This window comes from Pseudomonas sp. QS1027, from assembly GCF_002814235.1.
Taxonomy (GTDB): Bacteria; Pseudomonadota; Gammaproteobacteria; order Pseudomonadales; family Pseudomonadaceae; genus Aquipseudomonas.
In genome coordinates this window covers 1-22,620 of the sequence record NZ_PHSU01000016.1, presented here as the reverse complement: position 1 = coordinate 22,620, position 22,620 = coordinate 1, and the positions used below count along the sequence as shown (strand labels likewise).

At 61.8% G+C, this 22,620-nt stretch carries 20 protein-coding genes and 1 tRNA gene; 16 read left to right on the top strand and 5 right to left on the bottom strand.

From position 1 onward, the window contains the following. Window positions 1-14: 14 nt before the first annotated feature. The 5 genes from ribF to ispH are packed head-to-tail and all read left to right on the top strand — an operon-like array spanning window position 15 to window position 5,728. Window positions 15-965: a bifunctional riboflavin kinase/FAD synthetase gene (gene ribF, locus CWE01_RS15590; RefSeq protein WP_100941434.1), complete on the top strand. Its 951-nt coding sequence runs from the start codon at window positions 15-17 to the stop codon at window positions 963-965. Beyond that, a complete protein-coding gene (gene ileS, locus CWE01_RS15585; RefSeq protein ID WP_100941433.1) occupies window positions 962-3,793 on the top strand; it encodes an isoleucine--tRNA ligase in 2,832 nt (943 codons plus the stop codon). The genes ribF and ileS overlap by 4 nt, the downstream gene beginning before the upstream one ends. Beyond that, window positions 3,786-4,301, top strand: coding sequence for a signal peptidase II (gene lspA / locus CWE01_RS15580; protein ID WP_100941432.1), 516 nt, complete (start codon window positions 3,786-3,788; stop codon window positions 4,299-4,301). The genes ileS and lspA overlap by 8 nt, the downstream gene beginning before the upstream one ends. 7 nt (window positions 4,302-4,308) lie before the next feature. Next, window positions 4,309-4,746, top strand: coding sequence for an FKBP-type peptidyl-prolyl cis-trans isomerase (fkpB, locus tag CWE01_RS15575; protein ID WP_177145078.1), 438 nt, complete (start codon window positions 4,309-4,311; stop codon window positions 4,744-4,746). A 34-nt stretch (window positions 4,747-4,780) separates the two neighbouring features. Continuing rightward, on the top strand, window positions 4,781-5,728 hold the full coding sequence (gene ispH, locus CWE01_RS15570; RefSeq protein ID WP_100941430.1) for a 4-hydroxy-3-methylbut-2-enyl diphosphate reductase: 948 nt from the start codon (window positions 4,781-4,783) through the stop codon (window positions 5,726-5,728). Here ispH and CWE01_RS15565 read toward each other — a convergent pair. Beyond that, window positions 5,705-6,289 carry a GspH/FimT family pseudopilin gene (locus CWE01_RS15565; protein WP_256579363.1) on the bottom strand — a complete coding sequence of 195 codons (585 nt, stop codon included), beginning with the start codon at window positions 6,287-6,289 and terminating at the stop codon, window positions 5,705-5,707. The two genes, ispH and CWE01_RS15565, sit on opposite strands and share 24 nt — an antisense overlap. 99 nt (window positions 6,290-6,388) lie before the next feature. On the opposite strand from CWE01_RS15565, the gene CWE01_RS15560 reads away from it, so the two are divergent. Genes CWE01_RS15560 through thiO form a run of 7 tightly spaced genes read left to right on the top strand, consistent with a single transcriptional unit; the run spans window position 6,389 to window position 13,254 of the window. Further along, window positions 6,389-6,874: a GspH/FimT family protein gene (locus tag CWE01_RS15560; protein ID WP_100941429.1), complete on the top strand. Its 486-nt coding sequence runs from the start codon at window positions 6,389-6,391 to the stop codon at window positions 6,872-6,874. Then, complete coding sequence (pilV, locus tag CWE01_RS15555) at window positions 6,871-7,380, top strand: type IV pilus modification protein PilV (RefSeq protein WP_100941428.1); 510 nt, start codon at window positions 6,871-6,873, stop codon at window positions 7,378-7,380. The genes CWE01_RS15560 and pilV overlap by 4 nt, the downstream gene beginning before the upstream one ends. Continuing rightward, window positions 7,377-8,069 carry a PilW family protein gene (locus tag CWE01_RS15550; RefSeq protein ID WP_100941427.1) on the top strand — a complete coding sequence of 231 codons (693 nt, stop codon included), beginning with the start codon at window positions 7,377-7,379 and terminating at the stop codon, window positions 8,067-8,069. Before pilV ends, CWE01_RS15550 begins: the two co-directional genes overlap by 4 nt. A gap of 11 nt (window positions 8,070-8,080) precedes the next feature. Then, the gene (locus tag CWE01_RS15545) at window positions 8,081-8,587 is read left to right on the top strand and encodes a PilX N-terminal domain-containing pilus assembly protein (RefSeq protein WP_100941426.1); all 507 of its coding nucleotides are present in this window, start codon (window positions 8,081-8,083) and stop codon (window positions 8,585-8,587) included. Beyond that, entirely contained in the window at window positions 8,574-11,693 is a 3,120-nt protein-coding gene (locus CWE01_RS15540; RefSeq protein ID WP_100941425.1) for a PilC/PilY family type IV pilus protein, read from the top strand. The genes CWE01_RS15545 and CWE01_RS15540 overlap by 14 nt, the downstream gene beginning before the upstream one ends. 8 nt (window positions 11,694-11,701) lie before the next feature. Then, window positions 11,702-12,100 (top strand): type IV pilin protein, encoded by a 399-nt coding sequence (locus tag CWE01_RS15535; RefSeq protein ID WP_100941424.1) that lies wholly within the window; start codon window positions 11,702-11,704, stop codon window positions 12,098-12,100. A gap of 53 nt (window positions 12,101-12,153) precedes the next feature. Further along, on the top strand, window positions 12,154-13,254 hold the full coding sequence (thiO, locus tag CWE01_RS15530; protein ID WP_100941423.1) for a glycine oxidase ThiO: 1,101 nt from the start codon (window positions 12,154-12,156) through the stop codon (window positions 13,252-13,254). A 73-nt stretch (window positions 13,255-13,327) separates the two neighbouring features. Here thiO and CWE01_RS15525 read toward each other — a convergent pair whose 3' ends face one another. The 4 genes from CWE01_RS15525 to CWE01_RS15510 form a co-directional block, all read right to left on the bottom strand. Beyond that, the gene (locus tag CWE01_RS15525) at window positions 13,328-14,671 is read right to left on the bottom strand and encodes a sigma-54 dependent transcriptional regulator (protein ID WP_100941422.1); all 1,344 of its coding nucleotides are present in this window, start codon (window positions 14,669-14,671) and stop codon (window positions 13,328-13,330) included. 2 nt (window positions 14,672-14,673) lie between these two features. Continuing rightward, window positions 14,674-16,263 (bottom strand): PAS domain-containing sensor histidine kinase, encoded by a 1,590-nt coding sequence (locus CWE01_RS15520; RefSeq protein ID WP_100941421.1) that lies wholly within the window; start codon window positions 16,261-16,263, stop codon window positions 14,674-14,676. Next, on the bottom strand, window positions 16,253-16,486 hold the full coding sequence (locus CWE01_RS33865; protein WP_100941420.1) for a PP0621 family protein: 234 nt from the start codon (window positions 16,484-16,486) through the stop codon (window positions 16,253-16,255). The genes CWE01_RS15520 and CWE01_RS33865 overlap by 11 nt, the downstream gene beginning before the upstream one ends. 166 nt (window positions 16,487-16,652) lie before the next feature. After that, complete coding sequence (locus tag CWE01_RS15510; RefSeq protein WP_100941419.1) at window positions 16,653-17,675, bottom strand: outer membrane protein assembly factor BamD; 1,023 nt, start codon at window positions 17,673-17,675, stop codon at window positions 16,653-16,655. A 150-nt stretch (window positions 17,676-17,825) separates the two neighbouring features. Between CWE01_RS15510 and rluD the strand changes: the two genes are divergently transcribed. The 4 genes from rluD (at window position 17,826) to CWE01_RS15490 (ending at window position 22,590) form a co-directional block, all read left to right on the top strand. Next, a complete protein-coding gene (gene rluD / locus CWE01_RS15505) occupies window positions 17,826-18,788 on the top strand; it encodes a 23S rRNA pseudouridine(1911/1915/1917) synthase RluD (protein WP_100941418.1) in 963 nt (320 codons plus the stop codon). After that, entirely contained in the window at window positions 18,785-19,510 is a 726-nt protein-coding gene (gene pgeF / locus CWE01_RS15500) for a peptidoglycan editing factor PgeF (RefSeq protein WP_100941417.1), read from the top strand. The genes rluD and pgeF overlap by 4 nt, the downstream gene beginning before the upstream one ends. Before the next feature lie 130 nt (window positions 19,511-19,640). Further along, entirely contained in the window at window positions 19,641-22,205 is a 2,565-nt protein-coding gene (gene clpB, locus CWE01_RS15495; protein WP_100941416.1) for an ATP-dependent chaperone ClpB, read from the top strand. A gap of 309 nt (window positions 22,206-22,514) precedes the next feature. Beyond that, window positions 22,515-22,590, top strand: a tRNA-Asn gene (locus CWE01_RS15490). Window positions 22,591-22,620: the final 30 nt, after the last annotated feature.

Sequence of the window (22,620 nt, the reverse complement as noted above, 5' to 3'; positions counted from 1 at the left end):
GCAAGAAGCGCGTTATGCAGCTGGTTCGAGGCCTTCACAACCTGCGCCCCCGGCATCGGGGTTGCGTCGCCACCATTGGCAACTTTGACGGTGTTCACCGTGGTCACCAGGCTATCCTGGCCCGACTGCGCGAGCGTGCGCTGGAGTTGGGTGTACCCAGCTGCGTGGTGATTTTCGAGCCGCAGCCCCGCGAATTCTTTGCTCCGGACACCGCCCCGGCGCGTCTGGCGCGCCTGCGCGACAAGCTCAAGCTGCTGGCCGCCGAGGGCGTCGACCGGGTCCTGTGCCTGGCCTTCAACCAGCGCCTGAGCAAACTCAGCGCCGCCGAGTTCGTCGATACCATCCTGGTGGACGGTCTCGGTGTGCAGCATCTGGAAGTCGGCGACGATTTCCGCTTCGGCTGTGATCGTGTCGGCGATTTCGAGTTCCTGCAACAGGCTGGCAACGCTCGCGGTTTCACCGTCGAGGCGGCGCAGACCGTCGAACTCGATGGCCTGCGGGTCAGCAGCACCCAGGTGCGTAATGCCCTGGCGGCGGCGGACTTTGCCCTGGCCGAGCGCTTGCTCGGTCGCCCGTTCCGCATTGCCGGACGGGTGCTGCATGGCCAGAAGCTGGCGCGCCAACTGGGCACGCCGACCGCCAATGTGCAGCTCAAGCGCCGTCGTGTGCCGTTGACCGGGGTTTACCTGGTCAGCGTCGAGATCGACGGCCAGCCGTGGCCGGGTGTCGCCAATATCGGCGTGCGGCCTACGGTTTCGGGGGATGGCAGTGCCCACCTGGAAGTGCACCTGCTGGATTTTACCGGTGATCTCTATGACCGGCGTTTGACCGTGGTTTTCCACCACAAGCTGCGCGATGAGCAGCGATTCGCCTCCCTGGAGGCGCTCAAGACGGCGATCAATGCGGACGTCGCCGCCGCCCGTGCCCATTGGCAGGGTTCACCGCTTAAAAAGAGCCTGAAATGACCGACTACAAAGCCACGCTTAACCTTCCGGACACCGCCTTCCCGATGAAGGCCGGCCTGCCACAGCGCGAACCGCAGATTCTGCAGCGCTGGGACAGCATAGGCCTGTACGGGAAGTTGCGCGAAATTGGCAAGGATCGCCCGAAGTTCATTCTTCACGATGGTCCTCCGTACGCCAACGGCACGATCCACATCGGTCATGCGCTGAACAAGATTCTCAAGGACATGATTATCCGTTCCAAGACCCTGGCCGGCTTCGATGCCCCGTATGTGCCGGGTTGGGACTGTCATGGCCTGCCGATCGAACACAAGGTCGAAGTGACCTATGGCAAGAACCTGGGCGCGGACAAGACCCGCGAACTGTGCCGCGCCTACGCCACCGAGCAGATCGACGGGCAGAAGTCCGAATTCATCCGCCTGGGTGTGCTTGGCGACTTCGCCAACCCCTACAAGACCATGGACTTCAAGAACGAGGCCGGCGAAATCCGTGCCCTCGCCGAAATCGTCAAGGGCGGTTTCGTGTTCAAGGGCCTCAAGCCGGTGAACTGGTGTTTCGATTGCGGTTCGGCCCTGGCTGAAGCCGAAGTCGAATACCAGGACAAGAAGTCCTCGACCATCGACGTGGCCTTCCCGATTGCCGACCAGGACAAGCTGGCTGCCGCGTTCGGCTTGCCGTCCCTGGCCAAGCCGACGGCCGTCGTGATCTGGACCACCACCCCGTGGACCATCCCGGCCAACCAGGCGCTGAACGTTCACCCGGAATTCAACTATGCCCTGGTGGATGTCGGTGACCGCCTGCTGGTGCTGGCCGAAGAACTGGTGGAGTCGTGCCTGGCGCGCTATAAGCTGGAAGGCTCGGTACTGGCGATTGCCAAGGGCGAAGCCCTGGAACTGGTCAACTTCCGTCACCCGTTCTATGACCGCCTGTCGCCGGTGTACCTGGCCGACTACGTCGAGCTGGGCGCCGGTACCGGTATCGTTCACTGCTCTCCGGCCTACGGCGAGGACGACTTCAAGATCTGCAAGCAGTACGGCATGGTCAACGATGAGATCCTCAACCCGGTGCAGAGCAACGGCGTGTATGCCGAGTCCCTGGAGTTCTTCGGCGGCCAGTTCATCTTCAAGGCCAACGCGGGCATCGTCGACAAGCTGAGCGAAGTCGGCTCGCTGTTGCATACCGAAACCATCAGCCACAGCTACATGCACTGCTGGCGCCACAAGACTCCGCTGATCTACCGCGCTACCGCGCAGTGGTTCATCGGCATGGACAAGGCCCCGGTGGCCGGTGACACCCTGCGTGAGCGGGCGCTCAAGGCCATCGAAGAGACCCAGTTCGTCCCGGCCTGGGGCCAGGCGCGCCTGCACTCGATGATCGCCAACCGTCCGGACTGGTGCATCTCCCGTCAGCGCAACTGGGGCGTGCCGATCCCGTTCTTCCTGAACAAGGAAAGCGGCGAGCTGCACCCGCGTACCGCCGAGTTGATGGAGCAGGTGGCCCAGCGCGTCGAAGTCGAAGGCATCGAAGCCTGGTTCAAGATGGACGCCGCCGAGCTGCTGGGCGACGAAGCGCCGCTGTACGACAAGATCAGCGACACCCTCGATGTCTGGTTCGACTCCGGCACCACCCACTGGCACGTGCTGCGCGGTTCGCACCCGATGGGCCATGAGAGCGGTCCACGGGCCGACCTGTACCTGGAAGGTTCGGACCAGCATCGCGGCTGGTTCCACTCGTCCCTGCTGACCGGTTGCGCCATCGACAACCACGCGCCGTACCGCGAGTTGCTGACCCACGGTTTCACCGTCGACGAGGCCGGTCGCAAGATGTCCAAGTCATTGGGCAACGTGATCGCGCCGCAGAAAGTCAACGACACCCTGGGCGCCGACATCATGCGCCTGTGGGTCGCCTCGACCGACTACTCGGGCGAGATGGCGGTCTCCGACCAGATCCTGCAACGCAGCGCCGACGCCTACCGGCGGATCCGCAACACCGCGCGTTTCCTGCTCTCCAACCTGAGCGGCTTCAACCCGGCCACCGACCTGTTGCCGGCCGATGAGATGCTCGCCCTGGACCGTTGGGCCGTGGACCGCGCGCTGCTGCTGCAACGCGAGCTGGAACTGAACTACGGCGAATACCGTTTCTGGAACGTCTACTCCAAGGTGCACAACTTCTGTGTGCAGGAGCTGGGCGGTTTCTACCTCGACATCATCAAGGACCGCCAGTACACCACCGGCGCCAACAGCAAGGCCCGGCGTTCGTGCCAGACCGCGCTGTTCCATATCAGCGAAGCGCTGGTGCGCTGGATCGCGCCGATCCTGGCCTTCACCGCCGACGAGCTGTGGCAGTACCTGCCGGGCGAGCGCAACGAGTCGGTCATGCTCAACACCTGGTATGAAGGCCTCAGCGAGCTGCCGGAAGGCTTCGAACTGGACCGCGCCTACTGGGAGCGGATCATGGCGGTCAAGGTCGCGGTCAACAAGGAAATGGAAAACCTGCGGGCGGCCAAGGCCATCGGCGGCAACCTGCAGGCCGAAGTGACCCTGTTCGCCGAAGAGGCCCTGGTGGCCGACCTGGGCAAGCTGAGCAACGAACTGCGTTTCGTCCTGATCACCTCCACCGCGACCGTTGCGCCATTCGCGCTGGCTCCGGCGGATGCGGTGGTCACCGAAGTGGCCGGGCTCAAGCTCAAGGTGGTCAAGTCCGCCCATGCCAAGTGTGCCCGTTGCTGGCATCACCGCGAGGATGTCGGGGTCAACCCGGAGCATCCGGAAATCTGCGGTCGTTGCGTGGACAATATCAGCGGCGAAGGCGAGGTGCGCCACTATGCCTAATACCCGCGCTGGCCGTTTCGGCCGCCTGGGCTGGCTGTGGTTGAGCGTGCTGGTCCTGGTCATCGACCAGGTCAGCAAGCTCCACTTCGCAAGCTCGCTGTCCCTGTACCAGCAGATCGTGATCATCCCCGATTACTTCAGCTGGACCCTGGCCTACAACACTGGTGCGGCCTTCAGCTTCCTGGCTGAAAGCTCCGGTTGGCAGCGCTGGCTGTTCGCGCTGATCGCGGTGGTGGTCAGCGCCGTGCTGGTGGTCTGGCTCAAGCGCCTGGGGCGCAACGAAACCTGGCTGGCGATTGCGCTGGCGCTGGTGCTCGGCGGTGCCCTGGGCAACCTGTACGACCGTATTGCCCTGGGGCATGTGATCGACTTCGTCCTGGTGCACTGGCAGAACCGCTGGTACTTCCCGGCGTTCAACTTTGCCGACAGCGCCATCAGCGTCGGTGCGGTGATGCTGGCGCTGGATATGTTCAAGAGTAAAAAGTCCGGAGAACCCGTTCATGACTGAACACGCAGTGGCTGAGCAACGCATCGGTCAGAACACCCAGGTCACCTTGCACTTCGCCTTGCGCCTGGAAAACGGCGACACCGTCGACAGTACGTTCGACAAGGCCCCGGCGACCTTCAAGGTCGGCGACGGCAACCTGCTGCCGGGCTTCGAGGTGGCGTTGTTCGGCTTCAAGGCCGGCGACAAGCGTAACCTGACCGTGGCCCCGGAAAATGCTTTCGGCCAGCCAAACCCGCAGAATGTGCAGGTCATCCCGCGTTCGCAGTTCCAGGACATGGAGCTGTCGGAAGGTTTGCTGGTGATCTTCAACGATGCGGCCAATACCGAGCTGCCGGGTGTGGTGAAGGCTTTCGACGACGCCCAGGTGACCGTCGACTTCAATCACCCGCTGGCGGGCAAGACCCTGACCTTCGATGTCGAGATCATCGAGGTCAAGGCGCTTTAATATTTCCCCTTGCGCGCAAGACACGAGGCACAGCATGCACATCAAACTCGCCAACCCCCGTGGCTTCTGCGCTGGCGTGGACCGGGCGATCGAAATCGTCAACCGGGCCCTGGAAGTCTTCGGCCCGCCGATCTACGTGCGCCATGAAGTGGTCCACAACAAATTTGTCGTCGAAGACCTGCGTGCCCGTGGCGCCATCTTCGTCGAAGAGCTGGAGCAGGTCCCGGATGACGTGATCGTGATCTTCAGTGCCCACGGCGTTTCCCAGGCCGTACGCACGGAAGCCTCGGGCCGTGGCCTGAAGGTATTCGACGCGACCTGTCCGCTGGTGACCAAGGTGCATATCGAAGTGGCGCGCTACAGTCGCGACGGTCGTGAATGCATCCTGATCGGCCACGCCGGCCACCCGGAAGTCGAAGGCACCATGGGCCAGTACGACGACGCCAACGGCGGTGCGATCTACCTGGTGGAGGACGAGAAAGACGTCGCTGCCTTGCAGGTGCGCAACCCGGAAAAACTGGCGTTCGTGACCCAGACCACCTTGTCCATGGACGACACCAGCCGCGTTATCGATGCCCTGCGCTCGCGTTTCCCGGCCATTGGCGGACCGCGCAAGGACGACATCTGCTACGCCACGCAGAACCGTCAGGACGCGGTCAAGCAACTGGCGGACGAATGCGATGTGGTGTTGGTGGTGGGCAGCCCGAACAGTTCCAACTCCAATCGCCTGCGCGAGCTGGCCGAGCGCATGTCGACGCCGGCCTACCTGATCGACGGTGCCGAAGACCTGCAGCGCAGCTGGTTCGACGGTGTCGAGCGGATCGGCATCACCGCCGGGGCTTCGGCACCGGAAGTGCTGGTGCGTGGCGTGATCCAGCAGCTTCAGGCCTGGGGTGCGACCGGTGCCGATGAGTTGGCCGGGCGTGAAGAGAACGTGACCTTCTCCATGCCCAAGGAACTACGCGTTCGCTCCTTGTTGTAAGCCCGGGGAGGCGCATAGCGCCTCGGGTATTTCTCTCTTTTCGAGCCTGATCCGGCCGGTCTTCGCCAGCACGAGCTGATAGTGGCTGAGCGCTTGGTCCCTGGCGCAGACATGCAGCGTCCCACCCATCGAGGCGCCGTTTTGCGGGTTGAGCGAGCCGAGAGGGGTGAAGCGGATAAACTGCTCGAGCCATCGGTTGCCTTTGATCGGTGTCAGTCCATCGCTACGTCGTTCAACCAGCACCGGGTTGTCCGGGTCCAGGTGGCCTTGTCCGCTGCGGTCGACAATGATTCGCCAGCCCCGACTCCAATCTTCTTCCAGCGCATGGATCACCACATCGCGCTGGCGCAGGATCGCTTCGGTCCTGGCGGTTCGCAGACCGGTCATCAGTTCCTCGGCCGAGACTTGCCTGCGGTGGGCATCGACGGTCCCCCGGAAGGACGGCATGGCCAGATGCGCGAGCAAGGCGATCAGGCTCAGTCCGATTAACAGTTGAATCAGGCTCAGGCCACGCTGCGGCATGTCGAACACCTCCCTGTTTATTTTCATTGCACGGTCCATGTGCACTGGTCCATCCAAAACAACCGTATATCCTGTCGCCGGGTGGTTTGGACGGTAAGGCTAGTTATAGTCCAGAGCACTGGGCGGGAGGGTGCGCATATGTTTCAAGGTACCAAAGGGTTTACCTTGGTTGAGCTGATGATCGCCATAGCCGTGCTGGCAGTTCTTGCGGCCGTTGCCGCGCCTTCCTTTACCAGTAGCGTCCAGAGAACCCGGGCCGATTCCGAGGCAAGTGACTTGCAGCGCGCGTTGAACTACACCCGTCTGGAAGCCATCAATCGCGGCGTGAACGTGCGTATCGGTCCCACCAGCGGAGCCGGGAGCGATTGGACGAGTGGGCAGAGCACCACGACGGGAGCGACCACCGGAACCAATTTGCGGGCGAACGTATTGCGGGTGGTGCCGGCCATGTCGAGCAGCGCGACGATGACGACCAGCACGGTCACCTTCATCGAGTTCAACAACCTCGGGGCCCTGGTTTCCCCTGCAACGGCGGTCACCCTGTCGTTTGTCGAAGGCGCCTATACCAATACCCTCAGCGTCTGTCTCACGGGACGGATCGCGCTCAATGGGAGTTGCCCATGAAGCGTCATCATCAGGTCGGGGTGACCCTGATCGAGGTGCTGGTTGCCATGCTGGTCCTCGCAGTAGGTCTGCTTGGCGCGGCGGCGCTACAACTCAATGCCCTGAGGTATACCGACAGTTCGACGATGAGCACCCAGGCCAGTTTCATTGCCTATGACCTGCTTGATCGTATTCGCGCCAATCCCTGCTCGAATGCTGCGTTCAGCCCGTGCTCGAATCCTGGCGGTGACTATCAAATGGCCAGCCTGGCCTCGGCACCGACCACGATATCCGGCGTGCGCGACCAGGACCTGTCGGACTTCGCCAACAACGTGAATAACCTCGGTGGCACCACACCGACTGGGTCGGTAGCGGTCGCCAACGGCGTGGTTACCATCACTATCACCTGGGACGACTCGCGAGCGGCCAACGCGGCCAATATCGCTGCCGGGACCAGCAACGCGGGTACCGCGAATATCACCTTTACCCTGGTCAGCCAGATCGCCACTGTATGGACGGGAACATGAAGACTCAGTCCAGAGGCTTCGGCCTGATCGAACTCATGATTGCCCTGACCCTGGGGTTGGTGGTGATCGCCGGTATCACTCAGATTTTTGTCGCGGCCAAGTCCACCTACACCAGCCAGACGGCTTCTGCGGGCATGCAGGAGGACGCGCGTTTCGTGTTGAGCAAGATGCTCCAGGAAATCCGTATGGTTGGCATGATCGGGTGCGTGGGAACCGTGGCGGACTCGAGTGCTTCGAAGACCTACACCACGGCGATGGCGAACCCGATCACCTGGGACAGCACCAACAATATCCTGACCCTGGTCACCGCGGATGTGGGGGCGAATGGCATCGGGCAGAACTGGACGGTGTTGTCCGATTGCCTGGTGCTTTCCACGGCAAACGACGGAGTGGTTGCGCCAGCGGCAGGGCAGATCGCCATTCCGCTCCGGCAAGTGGCCTATACCTTCAAGACCAACCAGATCTATCTCGGCGCCCAGGCACTGATCAACAATGTGAACGCGTTCAGCGTGCTCTTCGGCATGGCCAAGACCCCGCTCGATACCGTGGCTTCCAGTTACTCCGCGACCCCGAGCAACCCGGCGCTGATCCGTAGCGTGCGCCTGACCCTGACCTTGCAGGACCCCGCCAGCAAAGTGCGCAACCAGACCTTCAGTGTCGCGGCTGCTGTGCGCAATCGGTTGAGATAAGGCGGATGCCCATGAATCATTACTCCGTCCCGAGCTCGGGCGCACAGCGCGGCATGGCCCTGCTGGTCAGCCTGGTATTCCTGCTGCTGCTGACCCTGATCGGCATCTCGTCAATGCAGAACGCCAACCTGCAGGAAAAAATGGCTGGCAGCGTCAAGTTGCGCAACGAGTCTTTCCAGTTCGCCGAAACGGCGCTGAGGGCCGGGGAAACCATTGTCCAGGCACAGGCCTACAGCCTGGCCGTGTGCCCGAACACGACGAAGTGCGCGCCGCCGGCCGAGGCGGTGGACCCGAACACGCCACTGGTTGCGGGAGCGAACAGTACTTCCGGGGTGACCTGGGTGGCGAGCAGCGGCGGTTTTTATGGCATCCAGAAGCTGGGTACCACCAAGGACCCGGTGAACATGAACCTGGCAGGCATGGAAGACAGCCTGCCCTGGACCCTCTACCGAATTACCGGCGTGGGTGTGCAAGGCACCTCGAAAACCGTGCTGGAGAGCATCTATGTCAAGAAGTAAGCGCCTGGATCGCCTGCGCTCGAAGCTGATGCCCTGGCTGGCGGGGGGCTTTCTGGGGCTGTATCTCAGTGCTCCGGCCTATGCTTTCACGCCCTCCGACTCACCGTTGTTGAGCGCCGGTTCCGTGCCGCCGAACGTGATGTTGCTGGTGGATGACTCCGGCAGCATGAACAACCTGATCTGGCCGACAGGCTACGATCCTACGGTCACCACCCGGCCTCAGGTCTACAACTGCTACTCGTACTCCAGCTGCAACAGTGTGACCGCACTGGACATGACCAGTGACAACCAGTTCATCAGCAGCTTCTACCCGGGGCCCTGTGCGTCGAACTACGACGGGTTCAAGATCGGCACCAGCAACACGGTCTACTGCCTCAAGCTGCCCGACCCGGTGGGTGGTGGCAATACTCGTATCTCCAACCAATACCTTTCCTACTTGATCACCCAGATGACAGGGACGACCAAGGACTACACCGATGGTTCGATCCCCAATGATTACCGGGTCAACGTGGCGCGTAACGTGTCCTCGGCGCTGGTGACCAGCAACCGCAACCTGCGCATTGGCCTCGCGACGTTCAATCCGCCCAACAGCCGCGATCCTGGTCCCGGCGGTTATATTGCCCGGGCCATCAGCGACTTGTCGGTGACCAGTTCGACCACCCAGACCCAGGCGGATGCCAACTACAACGCGCTGCTGACCTCCATCAGCGGCCTGGCGGCCATCGCCAACACGCCGCTGGCTGAAACCTATTACGAGATCACCCGTTATTTTCGTGGCATGACGCCCTACTACAACTCGACGCCGACCACCTACACCAGCCCGATCCAGTACCGTTGCCAGAAAAACTATGGCGTGGTGATCACTGACGGCTTTCCGACCTATGACCGGACCTTTCCCGGCAATGACCCGCTGGGGGGATCGAATCTTCCGAACTGGGACGGCATCAACAACGACGGCAACAACCCGTTGGGCGGGGACAATGAAGGCGACTCGCTGTTTCTGGACGACATCGCCAAGTTCGCTTATGACATCGATATGCGCTCGGCCGGCAGCGATGCCGCCGGCAAAAGCTGGGATGCGAGTGACTTCCCCAAACAGAACATGTTCACTTACACCGTGGGTTTCACCGCCGCCAATCAGATGCTTGCCGATACGGCGACCTATGGCCGCGGCATTTACTATCAGGCCACTGACAGTGCCGGTCTCAACGCTGCCTTGTCGTCAGCCCTGAACGACATCACGTCCAAGGCCGGCTCCGGTGGTGGTGGTGCCACCAGTTCGTCGAACTTCAACACCGGCTCGCTTTACTACACCTCCCAGTACGACCCAACCGACTGGCGTGGGACCATCAAGGCCTTTGGATTCGGCACTAACGGGGCGCTCAATACCAACGCGAACTGGACGACCGACACCACCATTATTCCGGGGAGCACCAATACAGCGACCTTCCAATCCTGGAATACCGGCACAAACCTGGCGATCACCCTGGCATATGCCAATTTCTCCACGACCCAGCAGACCGCCCTGAGCGCCAGCCTGCCCACGGGGATCAGCGGCAACGATCTGGTGCAGTGGAGCGTAGGTGTCAACAAGACCGGCCTCAAGGTTCGCACCGTACTCCTTGGCGATATCATCAATTCGCGTCTGGCCTATGCGTCACCCACCGACCATACGGCGTCCGATCTCACCGGGGACACCAGCTATACGGCTTACCTGGACGGCAAGTCTTCCGCCACAGGGATGGCGTCGCGCCTGGTGGTGAACGCCAACGACGGCTTCTTCAACGTTATCAATCCGACCTCGGGCAATCGTCTTTATGCCTACATGCCCTCCAGTGTGATGACTAACCTGCACTACGTGGCCGACCCTGCCTATATCAATGGCACGACCCACAAATTCCTCGCCGATGGCCAGATTTCTGTGGTGGACGCCAAGCCCGGTACGACCTGGAAGACCATTGCCGTGGGTGGCGTGGGGGCGGGCGGCAAGGCGTTCTTCGCGATTCAGCTGTACGACGCGACGGCCGGCAACACCATCAATGCCTTGTGGGATATCAAGGCCCCGGATGTTTTCACCACCGGCAACAAATACAACAACCTGGGCTATGCCTACGCCAAGCCGGAAGTGGCGCGTTTGCAGGATGGTCGTTGGGCGGCGTTTATTGGCAACGGCTACGGCAGTTTCAACGGTGTCGCTTCGTTGCTGGTGCTGGATATGAAAGATGGTTCGGTGATCACCGAGATTCCTGTCGATACCACGGGCAACAATGGCTTGAGTTCGGTGAAGCTGCGCGTCAATGCGCAAAGCCAGGTGCTGTATGCCTATGGCGGTGATCTCAAGGGGCAGATGTGGAAGTTCGATCTGACCGCTTTGTCCCCGGCCAGCTGGAAAGTCGCCTTCTCGGGGGCGCCGCTGTTCACCGCCTCGGGCGGCTCGGCGCAGCCGATTACGGCTCAGCCGGTGATTGGCAATCTGCCAGGACAGGGCAAGCTGGTCTATTTCGGCACCGGCAAGCTCAGCGAAACGGCGGACAAGACTAGCACAGCACGCCAGGCGTTCTATGCGGTGCTCGACAACGATGGCACCGCTGCCAGCATCACGGAAAGCAGCCTGGTGGCGCAGACCATCAATGCGCCCGCCGCCGGCAGCGTGTATTTCACCTCCAGTCAGAACACCGTCGACTACACCAGCAAGAAAGGTTTCTACTTCTCCCTGGTGATCAACAGTGTGCTGACCGGGGAGCGGGTGATCTATCCGGCGGTGCTGAGTTTTGGCCGGCTGTTTTTCACCACGGCGATTGTCGATACCACTGACCCCTGTTCAAGTGCGGGGTCGGGGCGCTTCATGGATGTCGACGCCGTCACCGGGGCGATGCTGACCTATCCGGTGCTGGACACCAATGGCGACCGCAAGGTCAATGCCAGTGACCAGACTATCAGTGGGATGAACTTCGTTGGCGGGGTACCGAACCTGGCCGGGCTAATGAGTAATTCCGATGGTTCACAAATGTTGATGGGGCTGCCGGGTGGGCCGGGTGGGCCAGGTGGTCCGTTGGAGCTCGGTGGTGTGAACAACCGTCGTATCATGTGGCGTCAATTACAGTGAGTGACTCAATGCGTAGAATCAGTAGCGGTTTCACCCTGATCGAGCTGATGATCGCCGTGGCGGTGGTCGGCATCCTGGCGGCCGTGGCTTATCCCAACTACCTCTCGTATGTGAAAAAGACCCATCGCTACGAAATCGCCGAGTTGATTTCCGAGCAGGCGCAGACACTGGAGCGGTTCTACACCAGGAACGCGACCTATCTCAACGCGACTGGCCTGAGCGCGGGCAATAGCTACTACACCATCTCGGTCGCCTCCACGGCCACGACTTTCACACTGACGGCCACGCCGAGCACGGGGTCGATGATGGTGGGCGACATGTGCGGCAATTACACACTCGACAACACTGGGCAGCGGGGTAATCCTGGCTCCGTGGGCGCGACGACCAAGGACTGCTGGGGGCGTTGAGGCTTTTGTGGGCGCACCCTGGCGCCTGTTTCCTTTTCTGGTTGGATGATGCGATGGCCGGGCAACAACATGTGGTAATCATCGGCGGCGGCGTGATTGGCCTGCTGACTGCCTTCAATCTGGCCGCCGAGGTCGGGCAAGTGACGCTGCTGGATCGATCCGGCCTCGGTCAGGAGTCTTCCTGGGCGGGCGGAGGTATCGTTTCTCCGCTGTACCCGTGGCGCTACAGTCCGGCGGTCACGGCCCTGGCCCATTGGTCCCAGGACTTCTATCCACAACTGGGCGAGCGCCTCTTCGCCGCCACCGGTGTCGACCCTGAGGTGCATACCACCGGTCTTTACTGGCTCGACCTGGACGACGAAGCCGAGGCCCTGGCCTGGGCCGAACGTGAGCAGCGCCCCCTGAGCGCGGTGGATATCTCGGCGGTTCACGATGCGGTACCGGTGATGGGCGGGGGCTACTCCCGGGCCATCTACATGGCCGATGTTGCCAATGTGCGTAATCCGCGCCTGGTGAAATCCCTCAAGGCAGCCTTGCAGGCCTTACCCAATGTGACGATTCGCGAGCAGTGTGAAGTCGCCGGGTTTATCCGTGAAGGCGAGCGCGTGGTCGGCGTGCGCACGGCCATCGGCGAGCTGCGTGCCGATCAGGTCGTGCTCTCGGCGGGCGCCTGGAGCGGCGAACTGTTGGGCAGCCTGGGGCTGGCGCTGCCGGTGGAGCCGGTCAAGGGCCAGATGATCCTCTACAAGTGCGCGGCGGATTTTCTGTCGAGTATGGTCCTGGCGAAAGGCCGTTATGCGATTCCCCGGCGTGACGGGCATATCCTGGTGGGCAGCACGCTGGAGCATGAAGGCTTCGACAAGACGCCGACGTTGTCGGCGCTGGAAAGCCTCAAGGCTTCGGCGGTCGAGTTGATTCCGGCGTTGGCGCAGGCTGAGGTGGTCGGGCACTGGGCAGGATTGCGGCCGGGTTCGCCCGAGGGCATTCCTTATATCGGCCGGGTTCCGGGCTTCGAAGGGCTATGGCTGAACTGCGGGCATTATCGCAACGGGCTGGTGCTGGCACCGGCGTCCTGCCAGCTGTTTGCCGATCTGTTGCTGGGGCGTGAGCCGATCATCGATCCGGCGCCTTATGCCCCTGGAGGCCGGATCTGAAACTGCCGAAGGCAGCAAACTTGTAGGAGCCAGCAAGCCGGCTCCTACAATAACCGCGTCAGCCGATGAGCGCTCAATCCAGCCCAAGCTTCTTGAGCCGATAGCGCATCGAACGAAATGACAGGTTCAAGCGCTGGGCCGCCGCTGTGCGGTTCCAGCGGGTTTCCTCCAGGGCCTGGAGGATAAGCTTGCGCTCTACGCTTTCCAGGTAGTCCTCCAGGTTGTCGATCTGTGCCAGGCTCGGTTCCCCGACTTGCGCGTAGCTCCCGCCACCCTCGGCCAGGCGCAGGTCGCCGGCTTCGATCTGTTCGTTTTCACACAGGGTGTAGGCCCGTTCGAGCATGTTCTCCAATTCCCGCACGTTACCGGGAAAGCGGTAGCCCTTGAGCGTATCCAGTGCCAGCGGATGCAGTCGGGCCGCCGGCATGCCGCTACCCGAGGCCAGCCGATTGAGGACATTGGTGGCCAGGGGCTCGATATCGTCGCGACGTTCGCGCAAGGATGGCACCCGTAATTCAATGACATTCAAGCGATAGTAGAGGTCCTGACGAAAACGCTCGGCACTGACTTCGGCGTTCAGGTCCTTGTGGGTGGCGCAGAGGATCCGCACATCGACGATTTCCTCCTGCTGGCCGCCGACACTGCGCACGGCCTTTTCCTGAATGGCGCGCAGCAGCTTGACCTGCATGGCCAGTGGCAGGTCGGCGACTTCATCGAGAAACAGCGTGCCGCCATTGGCCGCCTGGAACAGCCCCGGTTTGTCCTCCACGGCGCCGGTAAAGCTGCCTTTGCGATGGCCGAAAAACTCGCTTTCCATCAGTTCGGCCGGAATCGCCCCACAATTCACCGGCACGAACGGCCGCTCGGCGCGTGGCCCCTGTTCGTGGATCAGTCGCGCCACCAGTTCCTTGCCGCTGCCCGATTCACCGCTGATATAGACCGGTGCCTGGCTGCGGGCCAGTTTGTCGATCTGTTTGCGCAGGGCGCGCATGGGCAGTGAATCACCCAGCAGCCGGCTGTCGATGGACGGCGGCTTGCTACCGCTGGTCGGCAAGCGCAAGGCACTGGCGACCAGTTCGCGCAGGCGCGCCAGGTCCACCGGTTTGGTCAGGAAGTCGAAGGCGCCGGATTTCAGGGCGTTGATCGCGGTGTCGAGGCTGCCATAGGCGGTGATCATCGCCACTGGCAACTGGGGATAACGTTGCTGGATGTGCTGCACCAGCTCAAGGCCGGTGCCGTCCGGCAGGCGCATGTCGGTCAGGCACAGGTCGAAGTTTTCCTGGGCCAGCTTTTCCCGGGCTTGCGCCACGTTGCGGGCACTGCTGGTATCGAGTTTCATCCGGCCCAGGGTTATTTCCAGGAGTTCGCGGATATCCGGTTCATCGTCGACGATCAGGATCTTCTGCCGTGGGCTCATGTTCAACTCTGTTTACGTGCGTGAGCGAAGGTGATGCGAAAGCAACTGCCGCCTTGGCGTACCGAGTAGTCTAGGCGCGCCTGGTTGCTTTCGCATAGCTCCCGGGACAGGTAGAGGCCAAGGCCGGTGCCCTGGCTTTCGGTGGTGAAGAACGGTTCGAACAGGTGTTGGCGCTGCTCGGCTGCGACGCCGGGCCCGTTATCCAGGACTTCCAGCGTCGGCAGCCCGTTGTTCGGGTCCATTGCCAAGATCAGCCAGACCTGCGCCAGTTCATGCAGCTGGGCGCTGTAGCGCAGGCCGTTCTCCAGCAGGTTGTTCAGCACCTGGGCCAGTTGCAGCGGATCGGCGCGGGTTTGCAGGGATGCGTCGTCGATTTGCAGGTGCAGGCACTGTTTGGGCCGGGAGCGCTCGCGCCATTCGTTGACAAAGGCTTGCAGCCACTCATTGAGGTCGAGCAGTTGCGCCTGCGTCTGGCGCCGCCGGGATAGCTGGAGCACGTTCTCGATCACCAGATTCATGCGTTTGGATTGGTCCTGGATGATCTGCGTGAGACGGTGGTCCGCCTCCGGCATCTGCTCCGACTCCTGCAGCAGTTGAGCCGCGTGGCTGATGGCGCCCAGCGGGTTGCGGATCTCATGGGCAATGCCGGCGGTCAGGCGCCCGAGGGCCGCGAGCTTGAGCTGCTGGGCCTGCTGGGCGATCTGCGAGAGGTCTTCGAGGAAGATCAGCGTCTGGGTTTGCTCGCCGCGTTTCAGCGCGATGAAGCTGGGTTGCAGGATCGGACCGGCACCGAGGATCTTCAGGCTGCGCGGGCGTAACGCCGGATTGCTTTGCCAGACTTGCAGGCGCTCGACCAATTCCAGGGAATAGGCGTCGAGCACGTGACCACTCAGGTCCTGCTCGCCCATCAGTGTCAGCGCTCCTTGGTTGGCGAGCTGCACCCGGTGTTGCTCGTCGAGCACCAGGATGCCGGTGCGCATGCGTTGCAGGATCAGGGCGTTGAGCTCTTCCAGGTTGGTGACGTCGCTGGCACGTTGTTCGGCGAGGTTTTCGCTCACTGCCAGCAGTCGGGTCAGGCCCTGTACCAGTACCGCGGCAGCGAAGCACAAGACCCCGAGCAAGCCGGCCTGTACGTAATAGTTGGCTGCGTCCGGACGGCTGAAACTCAGGTAGAACGTCAGGTAGATGATGCCGATGGCCGAGACGGCGGCGATCAGCAGGCCGATGCGACCGCGCAGCAGCACGTTGCTGATGGCCACGGAGGCGATCAGCAGGTTGCCGATGCCGCTCGGTGCGCCGCCGGCGGCATAGAACAGTCCGGACAGCATCACCGCATCCGCCAGCGCCAGGGCGAAGACCTGGGCCTGGCGCTTGGGGTTTTCCAGCAGGGCCACCACCAGGATATTCAGGATCAGGTAGATCCAGCTGCCGGTGCGAAACAGTTCGCCGTCGGCCAGCTCCAGCAGCTTGTCGTCCATCTTGCTGGAAATCAGCAAGACCAGGGCGATGCCGATACTCAGACGGTAGAGGTGATAAAGCCGTAACAGGCGCTGGGCCTGGGCGCCGCCGAGACTGAAGGTCTCAGCGCTCACGAGGGCCCGGGCCTTGCTCGAGGTGGGCCTGGCTGCAATACCAGTCCTGTCGCACGCTCAGGGCTCGGTCGCGAGGCAGGTGCACGCCGCAGTGGGCACAGCGGACCATGGGGGCGGCTTCCAGTGTGTCTGCCGGGCGGGAGGGGGCGGTGGGTCGATTGAATTTGCGCCAGAACCATACGGCGGCCGCAATCAGTGCAATCCAGAACAGTAGGCGAACCATGGCAACCCGCTTATTGGCAAATGATCCGGCAGTTTAGCCAAGGACATGCCGGGCGCACAGCGCATTTGGTGGGGGGCGTTGCGAAGGCAAAAAAAAGAGCCTCGAAAGGCTCTTTTCTTACGCACGATGGCGTATGGCTAACACCACAAACCTTTAGAGGCGTGACTCAGTCGAACACGCCGAAGGTCATGTAGCTGAACCAGGAGCGGTTGCTGCTGCCTTTGCTGCCTTCGGCCTCATGTTGCTCTTCCTGGGCAGCATCGCCTTCCAGCGGCTTCAGGTCGGCAGGGATCGTATCCTTGGCGTCCTGGAACTGCTTGACCACGTCCTGGTTGGCGCGGGTTTCGCCCGGCGGCAGCGGTGGACGGGATTCGATCAGGCCCAAGGTGGCCTTGCTAATCCACGAGCGGTTGTCGGCCTCGGCGACCCGTGGCACGAACTGACCGTCCACCAGCGATGGATGGGTCGGGTAGTTGGTTTTCAGCACTTCAAGGCTTGTAGCCGCCAGTTCGTCCAGGTGCAGACGCTGGTACGACTCGACCATCACCGCCAGGCCGTCACCGACCGAAGGGGTTTCCTGGAAGTTTTCCACTACATAGCGACCGCGGTTGGCGGCGGCGACATAGGCCTGACGGGTCAGGTAGTAGTCAGCCACATGGATCTCGTAGGCCGCCAGCAGGTTGCGCAGGTAGATCATGCGCTGCTTGGCGTCCGGCGCGTAGCGGCTGTTCGGGTAGCGGCTGGTGAGCTGGGCGAACTCGTTGTAGGAGTCACGCGCCGCGCCCGGGTCACGCTTGGTCATGTCCAGCGGCAGGAAACGCGACAGCAGGCCGACGTCCTGGTCGAACGAGGTCAGGCCCTTGAGGTAGTAGGCGTAGTCCACGTTCGGATGTTGCGGGTGCAGGCGAATGAAACGCTCGGCGGCCGACTTGGCAGCCTCCGGTTCGCCATTCTTGTAGTTGGCGTAGATCAGTTCGAGCTGGGCCTGGTCGGCGTAGCGACCGAACGGATAACGCGACTCCAGAGCCTTGAGCTTGGCGGTGGCGCTGGTATAGCTGTGGTTGTCCAGGTCGGCCTGCGCCTGCTGGTACAGCTCGACTTCGCTCAAGTTTTCGTCGACGACTTCCTTCGACGAGCAAGCAGCAGTCAGTGCGAGGATGGCGATCAGCAGCAGGTGTCTCACTTGCATGGCGGCTTGCGTCCCTATGACGGCCGCTGTCTTGGGCGGGGCCGTCCTGTTATGATGAGTGCCCCGTTGATAGCCTCGGGGCAAAAGACGCCGTATTTAACCACAAGCGCGCAGCCGAAACCAAAGGCTGTGCCGACGCCTAGTCCGAGCATGTCCGATAAAATTGAACTTCGCGCAGAGGTGCCGTCCGAACTGGGCGGCCAACGCCTCGATCAAGTCGCCGCCCAACTCTTCGCTGAGCACTCTCGCTCGCGCCTTTCCGCCTGGATCAAAGACGGCCGCCTGACTGTGGATGGCGCGGTTATCCGCCCGCGAGACATTGTCCATGGTGGCGCTGTTCTTGAACTGATTGCCGAGCAGGAAGCTCAGGGTGAATGGATCGCCCAAGACATCGAACTCGATATCGTCTATGAAGACGACGACATCCTGGTGATCAACAAGCCTGCGGGCCTGGTGGTGCATCCGGCTGCCGGTCACGCTGATGGCACCTTGCTCAACGCCTTGCTGCACCACGTGCCGGACATTATCAATGTGCCGCGTGCGGGTATCGTGCACCGCCTGGACAAGGACACCACCGGTCTGATGGTGGTCGCCAAGACTATCCAGGCGCAGACGCAGCTGGTCACGCAATTGCAGAGCCGCAGCGTCAGCCGGATCTACGAATGCATCGTGATCGGCGTGGTCACCGCCGGCGGCAAGATCAATGCCCCCATCGGTCGTCACGGCCAGCAGCGCCAGCGCATGGCGGTGATGGAAGGCGGCAAGCAGGCGGTGAGTCACTATCGCGTGCTGGAGCGCTTCCGTTCCCACACCCATGTCCGGGTGAAGCTGGAAACCGGTCGTACCCACCAGATTCGCGTGCACATGGCCCACATCAACTTCCCGTTGGTCGGCGATCCGGCCTACGGCGGTCGCTTCCGCATTCCGCCGGCGGCCAGCGTGACCATGGTCGATTCGCTGAAAAACTTCCCGCGCCAGGCCCTGCACGCGCGTTTCCTCGAGTTGGATCATCCGACCAGCGGTAAGCGCATGAGCTGGGAATCGCCACTGCCGGACGATTTCGTCTGGTTGCTGACGTTGCTCAAGCAGGACCGCGAGGCGTTCATCGGGTGAGTGACTTCCTGATTCCCGACTGGCCTGCGCCGGCGCGGGTCAGGACCTGCGTGACCACGCGGGCGGGCGGCGTCAGTCTGGCGCCGTTCGACAGTCTCAACCTTGGTGATCATGTCGACGACGATCCGCTCGCCGTCACGGAAAACCGCCGTCGTCTCACTGATACCTTTGTTATTCAGCCCGCCTGGCTACGCCAGGTGCACGGTGTCGGGGTGGTCGAAGCCGATCCGACGCTGACCGCCGAAGCCGACGGCAGTTGGACGAGTACGCCGGGCGTTGCCTGCACCTCGATGACCGCCGATTGCCTGCCGGTGTTGTTTTGCGACCGTGCCGGCACTCGCGTAGCCGCTGCCCATGCCGGTTGGCGCGGGTTGGCTGCGGGTGTGCTGGAAGCCACCGTCGATCAACTGGACGTGCCGGCCGCGCAAATCCTCGTCTGGCTCGGCCCGGCCATTGGTCCCGGAGCCTTCGAAGTAGGGGCGGAAGTGCGCGAAGCCTTTCTCTCTACGCATCCTGAAACAATCGAAGCCTTCGTCCCCAGCGTCAATGCCGGGCGCTTCATGGCCGACATTTATGCCCTGGCGCGCCTGCGTCTGGCTGCACGCGGAATCACCGCGGTCCATGGCGGCGGGCTGTGTACGGTCACCGATCCGCGCTTTTTCTCCTACCGGCGCAGTCCGCGTACCGGTCGCTTTGCCTCCCTGATCTGGCTGGAAGACTAGACTCTTCTGATCTTCGTCAAGCTCATGGCGCTTGAATCTCTCAGAATAGGCCGCATCTACTTGGGCATCTGGCAGGTTTCTTTATTCAGGTGCGTCCTTTGCTCCGGCCTGCTCCAAAGGAAGGTGACTCATGCGTATAGATCGTTTAACCAGCAAATTGCAGTTGGCGTTGTCAGACGCCCAATCCCTGGCGGTCGGCCTCGATCATCCGGCCATCGAGCCTGCACACTTGATGCAGGCGTTGCTGGAGCAGCAGGGCGGCTCGATCAAGCCGCTGCTGTTGCAGGTCGGTTTCGACATCAACAGCCTGCGTAAGGAATTGAGCAAAGAGCTCGATCACTTGCCGAAAATCCAGAATCCCACCGGCGACGTGAACATGTCCCAGGATCTGGCGCGCCTGCTCAACCAGGCCGATCGCCTGGCCCAGCAGAAGGGTGACCAATTCATCTCCAGCGAGCTGGTGTTGCTCGCCGCCATGGACGAGAGCAGCAAGCTGGGCAAGTTGCTGCTCGGCCAGGGCGTGAGCAAGAAGGCCCTGGAGAATGCCATCAACAACCTGCGCGGCGGCGAGGCGGTCAATGACCCCAACGCCGAGGGCGCGCGCCAGGCCCTGGACAAATACACCGTCGACCTGACCAAGCGTGCCGAGGAGGGCAAGCTCGACCCGGTGATCGGTCGCGACGACGAGATCCGCCGCACGATCCAGGTGCTGCAACGGCGGACCAAGAACAACCCGGTGCTGATCGGTGAGCCTGGCGTGGGCAAGACCGCCATTGCCGAAGGCCTGGCCCAGCGCATCATCAATGGCGAGGTGCCGGATGGCCTGAAGGGCAAGCGCCTGCTGTCCCTGGACATGGGCGCGCTGATTGCCGGCGCCAAGTACCGCGGCGAGTTCGAAGAACGCCTGAAGTCGCTGCTCAACGAGCTGTCGAAGCAGGAAGGGCAGATCATTCTGTTTATCGACGAACTGCACACCATGGTCGGCGCCGGCAAGGGAGAAGGCTCGATGGATGCGGGCAATATGCTCAAGCCGGCCCTGGCCCGTGGTGAGCTGCATTGCGTCGGGGCGACCACGCTGAATGAATATCGCCAATATATAGAGAAGGATGCGGCCCTCGAGCGGCGCTTCCAGAAGGTGCTGGTGGAAGAGCCGAGCGAGGAGGACACCATTGCCATCCTCCGTGGCCTGAAAGAGCGTTATGAAGTGCACCACAAGGTGGCGATCACCGACGGTGCGATTATCGCCGCGGCCAAGCTCAGTCATCGCTATATCACCGACCGCCAGTTGCCGGACAAGGCCATCGACCTGATCGACGAGGCCGCCAGCCGCATCCGCATGGAGATCGACTCCAAGCCGGAAGTGCTGGATCGCCTGGAGCGTCGGCTGATCCAGCTCAAGGTCGAATCCCAGGCCTTGAAGAAAGAGGACGATGACGCGGCGAAAAAACGCCTGGAAAAACTCCAGGAAGAAATTGTTCGCCTGGAGCGCGAGTACGCTGACCTGGAAGAGATCTGGACTTCGGAAAAAGCCGAAGTGCAGGGCTCGGCGCAGATCCAGCAGAAAATCGAGCAGTCGCGCCAGGAGTTGGAGGCGGCACGCCGCAAAGGCGATCTCAACCGTATGGCCGAGCTGCAATATGGCGTGATTCCGGATCTGGAGCGCAGCCTGCAGATGGTCGACCAGCACGGCAAGAGCGAGAACCAGCTGCTGCGCAGCAAGGTGACCGAAGAGGAAATCGCTGAAGTCGTGTCGAAGTGGACCGGTATTCCGGTGTCCAAGATGCTCGAAGGCGAGCGCGACAAGCTGTTGAAGATGGAAAGCCTGCTGCACCAGCGCGTGATTGGCCAGAACGAGGCGGTGGTGGCGGTGGCCAACGCGGTACGGCGTTCCCGGGCCGGCTTGTCCGATCCGAACCGCCCGAGCGGTTCCTTCATGTTCCTAGGCCCGACCGGCGTGGGCAAGACCGAGCTGTGCAAGGCGCTGGCCGAATTCCTTTTCGATACTGAAGAGGCCATGGTGCGCATCGATATGTCGGAGTTCATGGAGAAACACTCCGTGGCGCGTCTGATCGGGGCGCCACCGGGCTATGTAGGCTACGAGGAAGGCGGTTACCTGACCGAGGCCGTGCGGCGTAAGCCTTACTCGGTGATCCTGCTGGACGAGGTCGAGAAGGCCCACCCGGATGTGTTCAACATTTTGCTGCAAGTGCTGGAAGACGGCCGCCTGACGGACAGCCACGGGCGTACCGTGGATTTCCGCAACACGGTGATCGTGATGACCTCCAACCTGGGCTCGGCGCAGATCCAGGAGTTGGTAGGGGATCGTGAAGCGCAGCGGGCAGCGGTGATGGATGCGGTAAGTACGCATTTCCGGCCGGAGTTCATCAACCGGATCGACGAGGTGGTGATTTTCGAGCCTTTGGCCCGGGATCAGATCGCTGGTATCACCGAGATCCAGTTGGGTCGCCTGCGCAGTCGCCTGGTGGAGCGCGAGCTGAAGCTGGAGCTGAGCAGCGAGGCCTTGGACAAGTTGATCGCGGTGGGTTACGACCCGGTCTATGGCGCGCGGCCGCTCAAGCGTGCGATTCAGCGCTGGATCGAGAACCCGTTGGCGCAGTTGATCCTGTCGGGGCGGTTCCTGCCGGGAACGAGCGTGACGGCCTCGGTGGTCAACGACGAGATCGTGTTTGCCTGAGTGTTCGGGGGCTCCTGTGGGGCCCCCGGCATTTTCGAAGGCTTTTTTTCGATAGGGCGTTGAACTCAGGGGCAAAGGCTTGTAAAGTGCGCCCCGCAGCACGTCACCCCTCGGATTTCTCCCACAAGGGAAATTCGGAAAAAAGATTGCAAATCATTGTCTTGAAAGCAATTTAAGGGGTTGACAGAGGTTTTCAGAGTTGTAGAATAGCGCGCCTCAGACAAGCGAACGCAGCGATGCAAAAGCCTGGTTGAGGAAGCTTTCAGCGATGGAAGTGTGCGGTAAAGGTTGTAACTTGAAATATGTAGTTCCGTGATAGCTCAGTCGGTAGAGCAAATGACTGTTAATCATTGGGTCCCAGGTTCGAGTCCTGGTCACGGAGCCAATTTCAAATCGGGGTATAGCGCAGTCCGGT

What these genes read in the sequence shown, in the direction of transcription:
- CWE01_RS15550 (WP_100941427.1), top strand. Translation starts at nt 7,377, where the DNA reads ATGAAGACTCAGTCCAGAGGCTTCGGCCTGATCGAACTCATGATTGCC.
- clpB (WP_100941416.1), top strand. Translation starts at nt 19,641, where the DNA reads ATGCGTATAGATCGTTTAACCAGCAAATTGCAGTTGGCGTTGTCAGAC.
- CWE01_RS15540 (WP_100941425.1), top strand. Translation starts at nt 8,574, where the DNA reads ATGTCAAGAAGTAAGCGCCTGGATCGCCTGCGCTCGAAGCTGATGCCC.
- CWE01_RS15535 (WP_100941424.1), top strand. Translation starts at nt 11,702, where the DNA reads ATGCGTAGAATCAGTAGCGGTTTCACCCTGATCGAGCTGATGATCGCC.
- CWE01_RS15545 (WP_100941426.1), top strand. Translation starts at nt 8,081, where the DNA reads ATGAATCATTACTCCGTCCCGAGCTCGGGCGCACAGCGCGGCATGGCC.
- ispH (WP_100941430.1), top strand. Translation starts at nt 4,781, where the DNA reads ATGCACATCAAACTCGCCAACCCCCGTGGCTTCTGCGCTGGCGTGGAC.
- ribF (WP_100941434.1), top strand. Translation starts at nt 15, where the DNA reads ATGCAGCTGGTTCGAGGCCTTCACAACCTGCGCCCCCGGCATCGGGGT.
- CWE01_RS15510 (WP_100941419.1), bottom strand. Translation starts at nt 17,675, where the DNA reads ATGCAAGTGAGACACCTGCTGCTGATCGCCATCCTCGCACTGACTGCT.
- lspA (WP_100941432.1), top strand. Translation starts at nt 3,786, where the DNA reads ATGCCTAATACCCGCGCTGGCCGTTTCGGCCGCCTGGGCTGGCTGTGG.
- CWE01_RS15565 (WP_256579363.1), bottom strand. Translation starts at nt 6,289, where the DNA reads ATGGACCGTGCAATGAAAATAAACAGGGAGGTGTTCGACATGCCGCAG.
- thiO (WP_100941423.1), top strand. Translation starts at nt 12,154, where the DNA reads ATGGCCGGGCAACAACATGTGGTAATCATCGGCGGCGGCGTGATTGGC.
- rluD (WP_100941418.1), top strand. Translation starts at nt 17,826, where the DNA reads ATGTCCGATAAAATTGAACTTCGCGCAGAGGTGCCGTCCGAACTGGGC.
- CWE01_RS15525 (WP_100941422.1), bottom strand. Translation starts at nt 14,671, where the DNA reads ATGAGCCCACGGCAGAAGATCCTGATCGTCGACGATGAACCGGATATC.
- ileS (WP_100941433.1), top strand. Translation starts at nt 962, where the DNA reads ATGACCGACTACAAAGCCACGCTTAACCTTCCGGACACCGCCTTCCCG.
- pilV (WP_100941428.1), top strand. Translation starts at nt 6,871, where the DNA reads ATGAAGCGTCATCATCAGGTCGGGGTGACCCTGATCGAGGTGCTGGTT.
- CWE01_RS15560 (WP_100941429.1), top strand. Translation starts at nt 6,389, where the DNA reads ATGTTTCAAGGTACCAAAGGGTTTACCTTGGTTGAGCTGATGATCGCC.
- CWE01_RS33865 (WP_100941420.1), bottom strand. Translation starts at nt 16,486, where the DNA reads ATGGTTCGCCTACTGTTCTGGATTGCACTGATTGCGGCCGCCGTATGG.